Annotated in this window: 18 protein-coding genes; 7 read left to right on the top strand and 11 right to left on the bottom strand. The window is 35.9% G+C overall.

Annotation, left to right across the window (positions count from 1 at the left end; genetic code table 11):
* Positions 1-3: 3 nt before the first annotated feature.
* From deoB to spoIIM, 6 genes are all read right to left on the bottom strand, one after another.
* Positions 4-1,188 carry a phosphopentomutase gene (deoB, locus tag M014_RS0101280; RefSeq protein WP_026590079.1) on the bottom strand — a complete coding sequence of 395 codons (1,185 nt, stop codon included), beginning with the start codon at positions 1,186-1,188 and terminating at the stop codon, positions 4-6.
* A 364-nt stretch (positions 1,189-1,552) separates the two neighbouring features.
* A complete protein-coding gene (locus M014_RS0101275) occupies positions 1,553-2,293 on the bottom strand; it encodes a FixH family protein (protein ID WP_026590078.1) in 741 nt (246 codons plus the stop codon).
* A 374-nt stretch (positions 2,294-2,667) separates the two neighbouring features.
* Positions 2,668-3,558: a site-specific tyrosine recombinase XerD gene (xerD, locus tag M014_RS0101270; RefSeq protein WP_026590077.1), complete on the bottom strand. Its 891-nt coding sequence runs from the start codon at positions 3,556-3,558 to the stop codon at positions 2,668-2,670.
* A 6-nt stretch (positions 3,559-3,564) separates the two neighbouring features.
* Positions 3,565-3,795 carry a YqzK family protein gene (locus tag M014_RS0101265; RefSeq protein WP_026590076.1) on the bottom strand — a complete coding sequence of 77 codons (231 nt, stop codon included), beginning with the start codon at positions 3,793-3,795 and terminating at the stop codon, positions 3,565-3,567.
* Between the two features lie 104 nt (positions 3,796-3,899).
* Positions 3,900-4,355 carry a ferric iron uptake transcriptional regulator gene (fur, locus tag M014_RS0101260; RefSeq protein WP_000392653.1) on the bottom strand — a complete coding sequence of 152 codons (456 nt, stop codon included), beginning with the start codon at positions 4,353-4,355 and terminating at the stop codon, positions 3,900-3,902.
* A 106-nt stretch (positions 4,356-4,461) separates the two neighbouring features.
* Positions 4,462-5,109 (bottom strand): stage II sporulation protein M, encoded by a 648-nt coding sequence (spoIIM, locus tag M014_RS0101255; RefSeq protein ID WP_026590075.1) that lies wholly within the window; start codon positions 5,107-5,109, stop codon positions 4,462-4,464.
* Between the two features lie 124 nt (positions 5,110-5,233).
* Between spoIIM and M014_RS0101250 the strand changes: the two genes are divergently transcribed.
* Complete coding sequence (locus tag M014_RS0101250; protein WP_026590074.1) at positions 5,234-5,785, top strand: GNAT family N-acetyltransferase; 552 nt, start codon at positions 5,234-5,236, stop codon at positions 5,783-5,785.
* A gap of 22 nt (positions 5,786-5,807) precedes the next feature.
* On the opposite strand, the gene M014_RS0101245 is transcribed toward M014_RS0101250, so the two are convergent.
* Positions 5,808-6,347, bottom strand: coding sequence for an NUDIX domain-containing protein (locus M014_RS0101245; RefSeq protein WP_026590073.1), 540 nt, complete (start codon positions 6,345-6,347; stop codon positions 5,808-5,810).
* 74 nt (positions 6,348-6,421) lie between these two features.
* Between M014_RS0101245 and mciZ the strand changes: the two genes are divergently transcribed.
* Together mciZ and M014_RS0101235 are read left to right on the top strand one after the other, a co-directional pair.
* Positions 6,422-6,550, top strand: a complete 129-nt coding sequence (mciZ, locus tag M014_RS0101240) for a Z-ring formation inhibitor MciZ (protein WP_026590072.1) — start codon at positions 6,422-6,424, stop codon at positions 6,548-6,550.
* Positions 6,551-6,603: 53 nt separating this feature from the next.
* Complete coding sequence (locus M014_RS0101235; RefSeq protein WP_026590071.1) at positions 6,604-7,518, top strand: aldo/keto reductase; 915 nt, start codon at positions 6,604-6,606, stop codon at positions 7,516-7,518.
* A 30-nt stretch (positions 7,519-7,548) separates the two neighbouring features.
* On the opposite strand, the gene M014_RS0101230 is transcribed toward M014_RS0101235, so the two are convergent.
* From M014_RS0101230 to M014_RS0101220, 3 genes are all read right to left on the bottom strand, one after another.
* Positions 7,549-8,376 carry an aldo/keto reductase gene (locus tag M014_RS0101230; protein ID WP_026590070.1) on the bottom strand — a complete coding sequence of 276 codons (828 nt, stop codon included), beginning with the start codon at positions 8,374-8,376 and terminating at the stop codon, positions 7,549-7,551.
* A gap of 149 nt (positions 8,377-8,525) precedes the next feature.
* Positions 8,526-9,050: a GrpB family protein gene (locus M014_RS0101225; RefSeq protein WP_026590069.1), complete on the bottom strand. Its 525-nt coding sequence runs from the start codon at positions 9,048-9,050 to the stop codon at positions 8,526-8,528.
* Positions 9,051-9,119: 69 nt separating this feature from the next.
* On the bottom strand, positions 9,120-9,374 hold the full coding sequence (locus M014_RS0101220) for a YqkE family protein (RefSeq protein WP_026590068.1): 255 nt from the start codon (positions 9,372-9,374) through the stop codon (positions 9,120-9,122).
* A 233-nt stretch (positions 9,375-9,607) separates the two neighbouring features.
* Here M014_RS0101220 and M014_RS0101215 point away from each other — a divergent pair, with 233 nt between their 5' ends.
* Positions 9,608-11,197 (top strand): bifunctional metallophosphatase/5'-nucleotidase, encoded by a 1,590-nt coding sequence (locus tag M014_RS0101215; protein ID WP_026590067.1) that lies wholly within the window; start codon positions 9,608-9,610, stop codon positions 11,195-11,197.
* Between the two features lie 182 nt (positions 11,198-11,379).
* On the top strand, positions 11,380-11,823 hold the full coding sequence (locus M014_RS0101210) for a ferritin-like domain-containing protein (protein ID WP_026590066.1): 444 nt from the start codon (positions 11,380-11,382) through the stop codon (positions 11,821-11,823).
* A 59-nt stretch (positions 11,824-11,882) separates the two neighbouring features.
* Here M014_RS0101210 and M014_RS0101205 read toward each other — a convergent pair whose 3' ends face one another.
* Complete coding sequence (locus M014_RS0101205; protein WP_026590065.1) at positions 11,883-12,359, bottom strand: ribbon-helix-helix domain-containing protein; 477 nt, start codon at positions 12,357-12,359, stop codon at positions 11,883-11,885.
* Positions 12,360-12,493: 134 nt separating this feature from the next.
* Here M014_RS0101205 and M014_RS0101200 point away from each other — a divergent pair, with 134 nt between their 5' ends.
* Both M014_RS0101200 and M014_RS0101195 read left to right on the top strand, forming a co-directional pair.
* On the top strand, positions 12,494-13,495 hold the full coding sequence (locus tag M014_RS0101200) for an alpha/beta fold hydrolase (RefSeq protein ID WP_026590064.1): 1,002 nt from the start codon (positions 12,494-12,496) through the stop codon (positions 13,493-13,495).
* 128 nt (positions 13,496-13,623) lie between these two features.
* Positions 13,624-14,943, top strand: a complete 1,320-nt coding sequence (locus M014_RS0101195; protein ID WP_026590063.1) for a Na+/H+ antiporter family protein — start codon at positions 13,624-13,626, stop codon at positions 14,941-14,943.
* Positions 14,944-14,954: the final 11 nt, after the last annotated feature.

The raw sequence follows: 14,954 nt of genomic DNA, 5'->3' as shown, positions 1-14,954 counted from the left end.
CCCTTATTTCTTTAAGTTGTTTAAGAAACTTGTTCCGTATTCTGGCATTGCTACACCGAAGTTTTCTGCTACTGTTGCACCAATATCAGCAAATGTTTGACGAAGTGCTAATTCTTCTCCGCCTTCTTTCATGCTTGGACTATATGCCAATAATGGTACATATTCACGCGTATGGTCTGTACCATGGTGAATTGGATCATTACCATGATCCGCTGTAATTAGTAATAAATCATCTTCTTTTAGTTTTTCAAATACTTCTGGAAGACGTGCATCATATTCTTGCAACGCCTCTCCGTATCCTTGAGGATCACGGCGATGACCAAACAGCGCATCAAAATCAACTAAGTTCAAGAAGCTAAGACCTGTAAAGTCCATATTTAATGTATCTACAAGCTTGTCCATTCCATCCATATTCGATTTTGTACGAAGAGATTCAGTTACGCCTTCTCCGTCGTAAATATCAGAAATTTTGCCAATTGCAATGACATCATAGTTACTGTCTTTCAATTCATTCATGACTGTACGACCGAATGGTTTTAATGCATAGTCATGACGGTTTGGTGTACGTGTGAAGTTTCCTGGCTCTCCAATGAATGGACGAGCAATAACACGACCTACCATATACTTTTCATCCAGTGTTAACTCACGTGCAATTTTACAAATGCTGTATAGTTCTTCAAGTGGTACAACTTCTTCATGTGCAGCAATTTGTAATACGCTATCAGCGGAAGTATAAACAATTAGAGATCCGGTTTCCATTTGCTCTTGACCAAGTTCATCAAGAATTTCAGTTCCAGAAGCAGGTTTATTCCCAATAATTTTACGTCCTGTTTTTGCTTCTAATTCATCTAATAATTCTTTTGGGAATCCTTCTGGGAACACTTGGAATGGCTTATCAATGTAAAGGCCCATTATTTCCCAATGACCTGTCATTGTATCTTTACCAGTAGATTTCTCTTGCATTTTTGTATAATAGCCAAGTGGTTTCTCTACTTTTGAAATCCCTTTCATTTCACGAATGTTACCAAGGCCTAATTTCACCATATTTGGCATTTGTAATCCGTTCATATGTTCAGCAATATGACCGATTGTATCAGAGCCTAAATCGCCAAATTTTTCAGCATCCGGTGCTTCCCCGATTCCTACTGAGTCCATTACGACTAGGAAAATACGTTTATATTTATTCATAACTGCAACCTCCTTTATGTTCAGTTCCACTCCTTGTAGTATGTTCAAAACGTTGTAAAGTGAAACTGCTATCAATGAGAATTCTCTCGTTTTCCACTTACTAAAACACTTCTTCAAGTCATGCTCCAACCCTCTTCGCTCTATTTTCAAACGAAGCAAAAAACTTTCCTATTTTTTCTAAGTCAGATGTCAGACATCTCATGTTGATATCATAACATGTTTACGCTTTCTTTTTAATACATTTTCGTAGAAATTCTTATTTTCTTCACATTTTCTATTGTAATCCATTCTGCACTGAAGTGCTAATGAAATTATGATTTATTTCATTAACCTAAAGAAAAAAGCAGCTCTAAAGAGCCGCTTCTTATTTTACTTCTACTGTTTCCTCTTTATGTTCGTGAAGTTCACCTTTTTTCACATGAACTTTCACTTTATAAGCACCATTTTCTTTAAATGTATGTTTACTTACATACTCACCTTTATCCCCTTCCTTTGCGGGAATAAACTCATGCTTTTCAACGCCATCTTTCCAAATTTCAAGCTGTACTTCAGCTCCAGTTAACGCTTCTTCTTTTTGCTTCAAATGAACTTTCATTGTTGATTCATTATTTGCTTTTACATCGCCAGCCATAAGATGAATCATCGTATCACTCTTGTGACCACCGTGCCCTGCTTCATGGCCACTTTTTTCTTTCTTCGCATCTTCAACTTTCGCATTTCCTACAGCTATTTTCACTTCTGGCATAACATGCATTTCACGTGCATTTGTATGTGCAATAACATGATACACACCATCAGATGGGAATGTTTTTTCTACTGCATAAACACCTTTTCCTTTATGTTTACCGTTTAGCATTTCATGCTTCTCTTCGCCATCTTTCCAAATTTCGAACTTCACATCGTCAGCATCCGTTACTTTTTCTTTTCCTTGTGTAACAAGTGCCTGCACTTCTGTTTTTTCATTTGGTTTAATTTCTTTCGGATTTGTTTGAACCGCTACTTTCACTTCTTCAATTTTGTCTTTTTTCGTTGATTCTTCTTTCTTTGTATTACAACCAGCTAATGCTAGCATCGCGATAAATAAAGTAATTACAAGTTTTTTCATTTTGATTTCCTCCTTTATACTTTATTTAGTATAGAGGATATACCAGTTCATATTCCAGCCTTCTGCTGAAAACAATGTACGAAATGTTTGTGAAGTTTTTGTGAATTCCTCACATCTACTTACTTTTTATTCTCAAAACGCTTTATTCGTTTACTAATTAGCTCTGGCAATATACATTCATTTTGATTTTCCCACATATAAGTCGCGGCTATAAAGAACAAAAGGTTACCGCTACTTATTTTCTCTCTTCGTTTTCACCTGGCATAGGGCAGGAAAAAGAACTGACCGCTTCTATGCATGGCCGGATTCTCTCCCACCTAAAACACTTTCTCAATTTGTACTTATATAAATAAAAAATAAAAAGAGCATAATACTTATGCTCTCGGATGAAACTGTTTATATACATCTTTTAATCTAGTTTTTGAAACATGCGTATAGATTTGCGTTGTTGAAATATCTGCATGCCCAAGCATTTCTTGTACAGCACGCAAATCCGCTCCATTCTCTAATAAATGAGTCGCAAAAGAATGTCTTAATGTATGCGGCGTAAGCTCTTTTTCTATATTGGCCTCTTTTGCTAAGCGCTTTAAAATCTTCCAAAAACCTTGACGTGACAATCGATTACCATGATGGTTCAAAAATAGTGCATCGACTGCTTTCTTCCCCATTAATTCTTTTCTTCCCTTTTCAATATAACGTTGAATTGCTTCCGTAGCCAAACTTCCTAATGGGATGATCCGCTCTTTATTCCCTTTTCCAATGCAGCGAACAAACCCCATTGTCAAATGAACATCCTCTAAATTTAGTGCTATCAATTCAGAGACGCGGAGTCCTGTTGCATACAACAACTCTAGCATAGCCTTATCCCGAATACCGAACGCACTTGTCGCTTTGGGCATTTGAAGTAATGCCTCTACCTCGCTCACTGACAATACTTTCGGTAATTTCCTCTCACCTTGAGGTGTTTCAATATGTACAGATGGATCGTGTTCTACCACTCTTTCACGAAGTAGAAATTGATGAAATGAACGAATAGAGGCAATGTGGCGTGCCAAAGTTTTTGATGATTTTCCGTTCTCTTTTAAATACTGCAAAAAATTCACAATGTGCATCCTTGTCACTTCATGAAATGTTTTTATTTGTTCGACATTTTGTAAATACTTCACATAGCTTTTTAAATCACGTTCATAAGATACAACTGTATTTTTTGCTAAACCTTTTTCAACAATCATATAATGAATAAAATCTTTTAATTGATCTTCCAATCTACACTACTCCCCATTTTCATAGAAAAAAATTATTCTATTTACAAAAGCATCTTTTGCCGGTTCCTCATTCCCTGATACTTTTTCTACTGTCTCCTCTTTTGGTTTTTCGTAACGATGATAACTTTCATATTCTTCATTTACCCATAGTATAGCGAAATAAAACAAAATCGTACAACCTGTAAATAATAAAAATACCTTCATCCCATCAAAAGTTAATTGTAAAGCTCGGCGCATGGTAAACTCCTCCAAAATATATGTTATTACAACATATGCCAAGCTTTCTGCGATTTATACCTAAATTCAAATAAAAAACCTCTTCCTAACTAAATAGGAAAAGGTTATTTTTCATCCGTTTCATTTTCTTGACAATTTTTACAAATCCCATGGAAAGTTAAACGATGGTCTTTTACCTTGAAGCTCCAGTCTCGTTCTACTTTTTTCTCCACTTCACCAAGTAAATCCTCTTGAATTTCTTGTACAGCACCACATTGCGTGCAAATCAAATGATGATGGAAACGCTGTGCACCTTCTTGGCGTAAGTCATAGCGTGAAACACCGTCTCCGAAGTTAATTTTATCAACAACTTTTAACTCAGATAATAACTCTAAAGTTCGATAGACGGTTGCTAATCCGATCTCTGGCGACTTTTCTTTTACAAGGAGGTAAACATCTTCTGCACTTAAATGATCTTCTTCATTTTCCAGCAGCACACGAACTGTTGCTTCACGTTGTGGTGTTAATTTATAGCTCGCTGCATGCAATTGCTTCTTAATTCGTTCAATTCTCTCTTCCATTCGGTACTACTCCCTCCTCGCCACTCTTACACCATTATATCAGAAGAAGGACTTCTGTCAAAAGAAAAACAATGAAAATAACTTGATAATCATTCTCATGTAGTATTTATTTTTTATTGATAACTTCCACGACTTCTTTCATTAACACTGGTGACGCATATGCTTCGATGCTAGAAGCAATTGCTAATACTATGCCAATAACAAGAAAGAAGCAAGTATAGCGGATTAATAACGGTAGTAGTGGCTCGGTAATTTTTCGAATAAATTGATGCCTAATCATACGTAAAGAAAAACTTGCAGCAATTGTCGTCATGACAAGAAACGCTGGAATGATAATTAAATTTTGTGGCAACACAGATACAAATGCTAATAACAATCCATTCCATCCATGCTGACTAACTAAAAACCCTACTGTAAACCCAACAACTACCCCTTTTAAAAATAATAAAATAAAAATTAGTGGCAATCCAATAATTGAAATTCCTAACAACCAAATAAATCCAATATATTTTAATTGTGAAAAGAAACTTTCTCGAAACATGTCGCTCGCAATTGCAAATTCTCCTTTGGAAACTTGTCCAAAAAATCGATTCAAATAAAAAGATAGATCTTGTTTTTGATTGACCTCTAGGCTATTTACAAGAACGGCTCCAAACACCACACCCATCAATAACAAAACAGAATTAAATATATATAGCGAAGAATTCTCTTGTATATGAGAAATTACACGATCTTGCCAAGTTTTTCGTAACATTTTTCTTCCCTCCGTTCACACTCTTACTAAAATGTATGAAAGAAAGAAAAAAGTATGACGAATTAACATTGAAATTCCGCTCTACTTTGCTAAACTTAAAAGTAGAGAATAGGAGGGATTTTACTTGAAACCATTATTATTAGATTTTCCAACATTATTTCAAACTGAGCGCCTGCAAGTACGCAAACCATTTCCAGGAGATGGAACAGAAGTATATGAAGCAATTCAAGCTTCTTTAGAAGACTTACAACCTTGGATATCCATTACATCTGAAACAGAAGAAAGTGCTGAGGAAACAGTCCGAGAAGCTCACGGACAATTTTTACTTCGTGAAACATTAGCTTTTCATTTATATGATAAAGCCAATGGTACATTTATCGGCGCCCTTACCCTTCACCCAGAAAATTGGGATATTCCAAAGTTTTCAATTCGTTTCTGGCTACATAGCGCTTATACAAAACAAGGATATATGACAGAAGCGTTGAAAGGTGCTGTCCAGTTTGCTTTTGATAAGCTTAATGCTAGACGACTTGAAATTCGCTGCGATGCTACAAATGTAAATGCATGTACTTTAGCAGAACGTCTTGAATTCATTTTAGAAGGCACACTCGAAAATGACTTTCTTGCTCCAGACGGCAGCTTACGTGACACACGCGTTTACGCCAAAATTAATTAAAACACTCGCCTAAGGCGAGTGTTTATTTTTGTAATTGTAAGTATTGCACAGCGAATATCGTCTTCGCATCATGAATACGCTGATTTTTCATAAGTTCAATGGCTTCTTCTAGTGAAACTTCCATTAACTCTACAAATTCATCTTCATCTAAAGCCGCTTTATTTTCTTTTTTCTTTAATCCTGTCGCTTTATACACATATAAAATTTCATCAGCAAAACCTGGTGATGTGTAAAAAGATGTGATGAATTCCATTTCATCACATACATAACCCGTTTCTTCTTCTAATTCACGAATTGCTGTGACCTCTGGCTTTTCTCCAGGCTCTAATTTTCCCGCGGGAATTTCAACAATCTCTTTTTCAAGAGCTTTACGGTACTGCTCAACAAGCACAAGCTTCTCTTCATCTGTAACAGCGATAATTGCAACGGCACCAGGATGATTTACAATCTCACGTTTACTCATTTCTCCATTTGGCAATACTACATCATCAACACGAACTTTAATAACTTTTCCATCAAAAATTGGCTCAGTTGCAACTGTTCTCTCTGCAAGATTACTCACAATATTTCATCTCCCTATTCTATTTCCTAATCGTTCTTCATACATTTTACCACACTGAAAGGAGCGTGATAAAAATGAAAGTATATATTTTACCGAATCGTATCACATTGGTCGGGAAAGCTTGGCAAATTCGTAATAAACTAAAACAATATGGAAAAGAGTACACAACTGTACAAGACTGGATTAACGCAAGCAAAAAGTAAACGTTTGTCAACCTTCTTCTACTTTCGTACAATATAAGATAGGGGGTTGAGCGATGAAAAAACGACAATTAGGAAACTCAGATTTATATATTACTGAAATAGGACTCGGTTGCATGTCTCTTGGCACCGATGAACACGAAGCAATCCGCATCATCCATGAAGCAATAGATTTAGGAATTAATTTTTTTGATACGGCAGACTTATACAATTATGGATTAAATGAAGAATTTGTTGGGAAAGCCCTTAAGGGAAAACGCGATCAAATTGTTCTTACAACGAAAGTAGGAAATCGCTGGACAGATGGCAAAAACGGTTGGTCTTGGGATCCTTCTAAAGCTTATATAAAAGCAGAGGTAAAAGAAAGTTTACGCCGCCTGCAAACGGATTATATTGATTTATATCAACTTCACGGCGGAACAATAGAAGATCCTATCGATGAAACAATCGAAGCGTTTGAAGATTTAAAACAAGAAGGTGTGATTCGTCATTACGGTATCTCTTCTATCCGTCCAAATGTTATTCATGAATATGCAAAACGGTCTAACATTGTTAGCGTATTAATGGAGTACAGTCTATTAAATCGCCGGCCAGAAGAATGGTTTTCGTTCTTACAAGATAATCAAATTAGCGTGATTGCCCGCGGGCCACTCGCAAAAGGTTTATTAACTGACAACAATAAAAGAAAGATAGAAAAAGTGAAAGAAAAAGATTATCTTTCTTATTCTTATAATGAGTTAACAGAAGCTTTAGCTACTGCTAAAGCAATTACAAAAGGGCGTTCATTAACCGAAACAGCTCTTCAGTATTGCTTATATGATCCGGCTGTTGCAGCTGTTATTCCAGGTGCTAGCTCTATTCAGCAATTGCGAGAAAATGTACAAGCCACCAAACAATCTCCATTAACAACTGAAGAATACAAACAAATTCAAGCAACTACTAAATATGATACATACACATCACACCGTTAAAAAAACGCTACCGAAAATGGTAGCGTTTTTTTACAATGTATCATATTTATCAGGGTTTGTACCTACATGTAAATTACGATCCAGCGTATCAATCTGCTTGATTTCTTCTTCTGTTAATGAAAAATCAAAAATCGTAAAGTTCTCTTGAATACGAGATGGTGTAACAGATTTAGGAATTGTTACGATACCACTTTGAATATCCCAGCGTAAAATAATTTGAGCAGGTGTTTTTTCATATTTTTTAGCAATCTCTTGAATAATTGGATGCTGAAAGACTTCGCCACCTCTCATTAACGGACTCCACGCTTCCATTTGAATCTGTTCATTTTGACAAAAATCACGTAATTCAAACTGCGCGAGCATCGGGTGAAGTTCTACTTGGTTCACCATCGGCTTCACATTACAATTTGGCAAAAGCTGCTCTAAATGATGTTGGTGAAAATTCGAAACGCCTATTGCACGCACTTTTCCTTCTTCATATAATTTCTCAAGAGCCCGATATGTATCTATGTATTTTCCTCTTATTGGCCAGTGAATTAAATATAAATCTACATAATCCATTTGTAATTTCTTTAAACTTTTATCAAATGCTTGAAGCGTCGTTTCATAACCTTGATCGTCATTCCATACTTTTGTCGTAATAAACAATTCTTCACGGGCAATCCCCGATTCACGAACCGCTTCTCCGACACCGCTTTCATTTTCATATACAGTCGCTGTATCAATAGAGCGATATCCAACTTCTAAAGCTGCTTTTACTGCTTGTTTTACTTCTTCTCCCTCTTTTGCTTTATATACACCTAAACCAAGCATCGGCATTTTCACACCATTACGAAGTGTAGTTGTTGGAATATACATGATTGTTGCTCCTCCTTCTTCTCTCCTACGAATGATATAGAGAGGTGCCATAAAATTTTTGTAACCATCACCTTATTTGAACAAGATTTATAGCAAAAGTCAAAAAATACATTCAGTTAACATAATATTTTTATAAAAATAACACGTTCTTACTTGCTCACGTTACTTTCTAACCACTCTTTTGCTTTCACATCAATATTACGTACAAAATCAGTCTTTCCTTCTGTATATTGATCTCCATCATATGTGAATTTTTCTGCTAAGTCATTTTTTAATGCCGCATAAGCTTCTGCTTCTTCACAATGTGCCATCATATAATCACGAAATGCTAAATGACGTGTGATTTCTGGATTTCCTGTTTCAAATACATGTAAATGATACGACCGTTTTTCTTCCGTTCCATGGATAAAAAAACGCCGACCGGAAATACCATTTTCACCTTTTACAATGTAACCGAGTTTTTCAAAGCGCTCTTTCCAATTGTCTACTCTCTCAATATCTTCCACCTCCATAATCATATCAACAATCGGCTTTGCTGCGAGCCCTGGTACTGATGTACTACCAATATGATGTACCTTCACAGGTTCTGGCATTGCTATTTTTAGCCTCTTCGCTTCTATTTGAAACTTCTCACTCCAATGGTTTTCATAAGGAACGACTACAATCTTTCTCATCCCAATTCCCCTTTTCTTATCAAATCGTTAAAAAAATCATCAGGATAATACCGCTGATGATTTTTTATATTATTTAAAGTCTTTCCAAGTGAGATTACTTTCACTTAATAGTTCTTCAAACGATTTATTCTTTTCTCGTTCCTTTTGCTCTTTACGTTTTCTTTCTTGTTCTTCTATTTCTTTTTGCTCAGCTCTTACTTGTAATTCTTTCTTCTTACTTTTCAATTGATTCATTAGTGATGCATTCAATTGATCACCAATGGTAATAGAATCTTTCTCTGTCTGATGATTCATTTGTGTTTGTCTTTGCTTCTTTTTCTTCATACTACTCACCTTTTACTTTTTTCTCCATTATAGGGGAAATGACTCCCTCTCCACAATAAAAAAGCCCATTCTCTTTCGATTCCCCTACTATTTTTATCTCGTAAAGATGTAAAGGGAAAAATAAAGTTTTATTAATTTTTATAATAAAAAGAAATTTTGTAGCATTAATCCTCTTAATCTATTAAAATTATGTCGTATGATGTCAGATTATAAAAAAAAGGGAGAGAAATTTCATGTGGAAAAAAGTCATTCCTGCTGCTCTAGTATTAAGTACGATTACCTTCTCAAGTGTATTCGCTGCACCACCGTCTCAGACACCAGCAGAACAAAACCGCTACATAGACGTACAAATGCTTGGTATTAACGACTTTCATGGACAATTAGACACTGTAAAGAAAATTAACAACAAAGAGGCAGGGGGCGCCGAGTACTTAGCTGCTTATTTACGTGATCGTGAAAAGCAAAATCCAAATACATTAATGGTTCATGCGGGTGATGTCGTCGGAGCAAGTCCTCCAGTTTCAGCACTACTACAAGACGAACCAACAATTGAATTTTTAAATGATTTAGGATTTGATGTTGGAACGATTGGAAACCATGAATTTGATGAAGGAATAGACGAAATGCATCGTCTTATTTATGGTGGATACCATGAAAAAACAGGGAATTTCAAAGGAGCAAAATTCCCGTACGTTGCTGCCAATTTCTACAACAAATCAACTGGTCGCTTATTTCTACCACCATTTACTGTAAAAATGGTACAAGGGGTTCCTGTTGGCTTTATCGGGGTTGTAACAACAGATGTTCCTAACGTTGTTATGCCTACTATGCTAAAAAATGTACAAATTACAGATGAAGTTGAAGCAATTAACACATCTGTAAAACAACTGAAAAGACTAGGTGTTAAATCTATCGTTGTTCTTGCACATAATGGAGGTACAACGGATAATAACGGCGTAACAAATGGCGATATTGTTCGCTTAGCAAATGAGACTGACCCAGAAGTCGATGTGATTTTCGGCGGTCATAGTCATACTTATGTAAATGGAACCGTTAACAACAAGCTTGTCGTACAAGCAAATTCTTATGGAATGGCCTTTGCCGACGTAGATGTAAAAATTGATCGTAAAACAAAAGATATTGTTGGAAAAAAAGCAGAAGTTGTTACAACCTACCATGAAGGAATAAAACCTGATCAACAAGTGAAAAAGAAAATGGATCAGTATCAAGAAAAAATTGCTCCTCTTGTAAATCAGGTTGTTGGAAAATCTACCGCTCCAATGGATCGTAAACAAAATGACGCGGGCGAATCCACTCTTGGAAATTTAATTGCTGATGTTCAGCGCGAGACCATGAATACTCAAATTGCCCTTATGAATCCTGGTGGTATTCGCAATGATCTAGATGCTGGCGATATTACATGGGGAGAATTATATGGCATTCAACCATTTGGGAATCAATTGATAAAAGTTAATTTAACTGGTCAAGACATTCGAGATATTTTAAATCAACAATGGCAAAAAGACATAACAAGAATGCTTCAAATCTCAGGTATTCAGTACACTTGGGATGCGAATAAACCAAATGGTGAAAAAGTTACAAATCTCCACTTAACAAACGGAGAAGAGTTAGTTGCCTCTAAAACTTACAGCGTCGTTGCAAATGCCTTTCTAGCTTCGGGCGGTGATGGATTTGTATCCTTTAAAAATGGAAAAGATGCTGAAACAGGACCAACTGATTTCGAAGCGTTAGTGAATTATGTAAAACAAGCAAAGGAACCAATTCAACCTATTATTGATGGAAGAATTCAAAAACTGAACTAGTTTTTTCTATACGAAAATACGTTAATACTAAAAAGAGCTCCACTATATTCTCACTTAAAACCCCCATGTTCATTTAGAATACGGGGGTTTTTCATACATAACCTAAAATCTATTCTAAAGGATATGCACCCAGTATCTTCATTCCCCGTAAAATATATAAGAATAAACTGGGAGGGAAAAAAATGTATTCCTATTCAAATAATTACAATTTTATATACAGACAAAACGAAAAATTAATTGTTGACATCGAAAAAGCCATCAATGGAGAGTACAGCGCAATAAATTGTTATGCTAAATTAGCTAATTTGACTTCACAAAATACTGAGCGAAATCAAATTCTTGAAATCCGCCAAGATGAAATAAAACATTTTCAACAATTTGTACAGATTTACATCAGCTTAACGGGTAGGCAACCTCAACCAAAAATCATTGAAGAGTGTCCAAATTTTTATGAAGAGGGATTAGAATTCGCGCTACAAGACGAACAACGAACTGTTGACTTCTACTTAAAAATTGCAGATGATACTACAAATCAATTCATTAAAGAAGCATTTCGTAGAGCAGCAGATGATGAACAAAATCATGCCGTTTGGTTCTTGTATTATTTTTTTAAAACTAAAAAATAATACTACAAAGGATACTACAAAGGATACATGCTTTTGCATTGAACATAGTATCCTTCCCTTCATTTATCTTGATACAATTCATCAGCTTCTTTATACTTTCGTAAAAATTCTATCAACGCTTCTTCTACAATTTTAGATTTATGAACTCCTGTCGCATCAGCTATAACGTCTAATTTCTCTAAAATCTCCGTACATATAGAAAAAGTGCGTTTTTTCTTCTCATTACTTGTGATTATTTTGGGAAGAATAAGTTCCTCGCGTTTTCGCAATAATTCATAAATATTTTGCAATTGTTCATAAATCAAAACCTGATAATCTGTTTTTACATATTGAAGTGCAGTTGCTTCTTGAAGATATAAATGGCGGGGCTCTTCTCCCTCTCCAATAAATATTCGTTTCTTCTGTTCACCATCATATTCATATCCAAGTATCCTTAACTTTTTCGACAATGCATAGGGGCTCATATCGAGGCGTTTCGCAACTATGGCAAGTGGTTCACGTTTATTCAAGCAATCTATAATTTCTCCAATCGTCACTTCCTTCCTCCTCTCCCTAAGCGTTCATAGTTGAAATATAGCCTATATGTTATGATACAATAACTTTTTAACAGTATATGCAAGATAGTACACCCGTGCGATACATACTCTTAGAGAAAAGGAGATTTTTTTATATGCTTTTTCGTAGCCACACTCCAAAGTTTTACAATGAAAGAAAGAGTCCAATTCCAAATAGCGTCGCTACGATAGAAAGCGTTACGATTAACAATCGCAAACAATCTCTACTTATTCGTGGTCAAGATATAAATCAGCCTATTTTATTATGCTGTCACGGTGGCCCTGGCATGGCACAAATTGGATTTATTCGCCATTTTCAAAAAGACTTAGAAAAGCACTTTATTGTTGTCAATTGGGATCAGCGCGGAGCAGGGAAAACTTTTTCTTGGCGAGATATTAAAACACCATTCACAATTGAACAATTTATTTTAGATGCACTTGAAATAATAAAATACCTTCTTTCTCGCTTCAATAAACAGAAACTATTTCTTGCTGGACATTCTTGGGGAAGTATTATCGGCCTACAAATTACAAGTCAATATCCAGACCATATTGAGGCCTATATTGGCATTGGTCAGATTGTACATATGAAACAAAACGAAGAATTACTCTATCGACACTTAATTCATTCTGCAAAAAAACATGGGCACGAGCGGGCATTGACTTCACTTTCAAAACTTGGAAAACCTCCTTTTCTAGATATGCGGCGCTTGATTATTCAAAGAAAATGGCTTGGTACATTTGGAGGATCCGTGCAAAATGGGACTTCATTTTCCTTCATTCGAAAAGGGCTATTCTCTTCAGAATATACATGGTTAGATTGGATAAAATTTCTCGCTGGAAATATGAAATCTGGGACGTTATGGGAAGAAATGCTCACAATAGATTTCTTTTCTACAATTTCAAAGCTTTCTGTACCTATTTATTTCTGTTCTGGTCGTTTCGACTATCAAACGCCTTATGCACTCGTTCAACAATATTGCGACATGATTCAAGCACCCATCAAAAAAATGATTTGGTTCCCAAACTCTGCTCATTCACCAAATTTAGAAGAACCTGAACTTTTTGCAAAATCTTTATGTTCTATCAAACAAGAGCTATCTTTTCCACACCAGTAATCGGTATACCTTTTACATTTCACAAAAAACACTTTATAATTACATGTCGCAACTTTACTCTGTTAGTACCTATACCTACCTAAGATAAGTTGCAGAAACAGAAAAAGATCAGGGAGATTACATTTATTATGAATGCTGTACTCGTCGCAGTTGCAGTGATGTTGCTGCTTAGTTTATTACGTGTCCAGGTCATTGTCGCTATTATCGTCGGTGCTTTAACAGGTGGACTAATTGGTGGTCTTGGAATTTCAGAAACAATCAATACTTTTACCATAGGTCTTGGAAACAGTGCTCCAATCGCTTTAAGTTATGCCATGCTCGGAGGATTTGCTATTTCTCTTTCCAAAACAGGTCTTCCCGATGCTATGATCCATACTGCACTGAACTTAATCAGCAACGAAAAAGACACGAAAAAACAAACATATTCAAAAATGCTCATTTTATTTATCATTTTAGCAATGGCTTGTTTTTCACAAAATATTATTCCGGTCCATATTGCTTTTATCCCCATTTTAATTCCAGCACTCTTAAAAGTCTTAAATGAATTAGAAGTGGACCGTCGGCTTGTTGCATGTCTTATTACATTCGGATTAATCACTCCTTACATGTGGATTCCAACTGGATTTGGAAAAATTTATCACGATGTATTACAAACAAATGCACAGCAAAGCGGTCTTACATTTGATGTAGCACTCATTCCAAAAGCCATGACCATTCCGGCAATAGGAATGATTATTGGTCTATGTATCGCTGTTTTTATTTCATATCGTAAACCACGAACCTATCATACTGAAACCATTCATACTCCATCTGATGAAATTGTACCTTATACGAAAAGAAGCATTTCTTTTGGGTTATTGTCTATTGTCGCAACACTAAGTGTACAACTAGCAACAGAATCAATGATTTTTGGTGCATTAGCAGGTATCATAGTATTATCCATTAGTGGCAGTCTTCCTTTAAAAGAAGCTGATGCCATTTTAACTAGTGGTATGCGAATGATGTCATTTATAGGTTTTGTTATGATTTCTGCAGCAGGATTCGGAGCAGTTCTTCGAAAAACAGGACATGTTGAATCGCTTGTTCAAACAAGTGCTGATTTAATTGGGAACAGTAAGCCACTTGCTGCCTTCCTTATGCTTATTATCGGTCTGCTTGTTACAATGGGAATCGGTTCTTCCTTTTCTACCATTCCGATTTTAACAACTATCTTCGTTCCGCTATGTATCCAACTTGGCTTTAGCCCGATGGCCACCATTGCTATTATCGGTACAGCTGGCGCATTAGGTGATGCTGGTTCTCCAGCATCGGATAGTACGTTAGGACCTACCTCAGGTTTAAATGCTGATGGCAGGCATCATCATATATGGGATACGTGTGTCCCTACTTTTCTTCACTACAATATCCCGTTACTTATATTCGGTTTTATTGCTGCAGTTACATTATAAAAAAAGGTGCG

Origin of the sequence: Bacillus sp. UNC437CL72CviS29, assembly GCF_000482345.1 — a bacterium.
GTDB lineage: Bacteria > Bacillota > Bacilli > Bacillales > Bacillaceae_G > Bacillus_A > Bacillus_A arachidis.
Note: the sequence above shows the minus strand (reverse complement) of the source record. Positions and strands in the feature narration are given on the sequence as shown.

What these genes read in the sequence shown, in the direction of transcription:
- M014_RS0101265 (WP_026590076.1), bottom strand. Translation starts at nt 3,795, where the DNA reads ATGCGCCGAGCTTTACAATTAACTTTTGATGGGATGAAGGTATTTTTA.
- M014_RS0101195 (WP_026590063.1), top strand. Translation starts at nt 13,624, where the DNA reads ATGAATGCTGTACTCGTCGCAGTTGCAGTGATGTTGCTGCTTAGTTTA.
- M014_RS0101200 (WP_026590064.1), top strand. Translation starts at nt 12,494, where the DNA reads ATGCTTTTTCGTAGCCACACTCCAAAGTTTTACAATGAAAGAAAGAGT.
- M014_RS0101220 (WP_026590068.1), bottom strand. Translation starts at nt 9,374, where the DNA reads ATGAAGAAAAAGAAGCAAAGACAAACACAAATGAATCATCAGACAGAG.
- M014_RS0101210 (WP_026590066.1), top strand. Translation starts at nt 11,380, where the DNA reads ATGTATTCCTATTCAAATAATTACAATTTTATATACAGACAAAACGAA.
- M014_RS0101275 (WP_026590078.1), bottom strand. Translation starts at nt 2,293, where the DNA reads ATGAAAAAACTTGTAATTACTTTATTTATCGCGATGCTAGCATTAGCT.
- M014_RS0101230 (WP_026590070.1), bottom strand. Translation starts at nt 8,376, where the DNA reads ATGTATATTCCAACAACTACACTTCGTAATGGTGTGAAAATGCCGATG.
- mciZ (WP_026590072.1), top strand. Translation starts at nt 6,422, where the DNA reads ATGAAAGTATATATTTTACCGAATCGTATCACATTGGTCGGGAAAGCT.
- M014_RS0101235 (WP_026590071.1), top strand. Translation starts at nt 6,604, where the DNA reads ATGAAAAAACGACAATTAGGAAACTCAGATTTATATATTACTGAAATA.
- M014_RS0101215 (WP_026590067.1), top strand. Translation starts at nt 9,608, where the DNA reads ATGTGGAAAAAAGTCATTCCTGCTGCTCTAGTATTAAGTACGATTACC.
- M014_RS0101225 (WP_026590069.1), bottom strand. Translation starts at nt 9,050, where the DNA reads ATGAGAAAGATTGTAGTCGTTCCTTATGAAAACCATTGGAGTGAGAAG.
- spoIIM (WP_026590075.1), bottom strand. Translation starts at nt 5,109, where the DNA reads ATGTTACGAAAAACTTGGCAAGATCGTGTAATTTCTCATATACAAGAG.
- deoB (WP_026590079.1), bottom strand. Translation starts at nt 1,188, where the DNA reads ATGAATAAATATAAACGTATTTTCCTAGTCGTAATGGACTCAGTAGGA.
- fur (WP_000392653.1), bottom strand. Translation starts at nt 4,355, where the DNA reads ATGGAAGAGAGAATTGAACGAATTAAGAAGCAATTGCATGCAGCGAGC.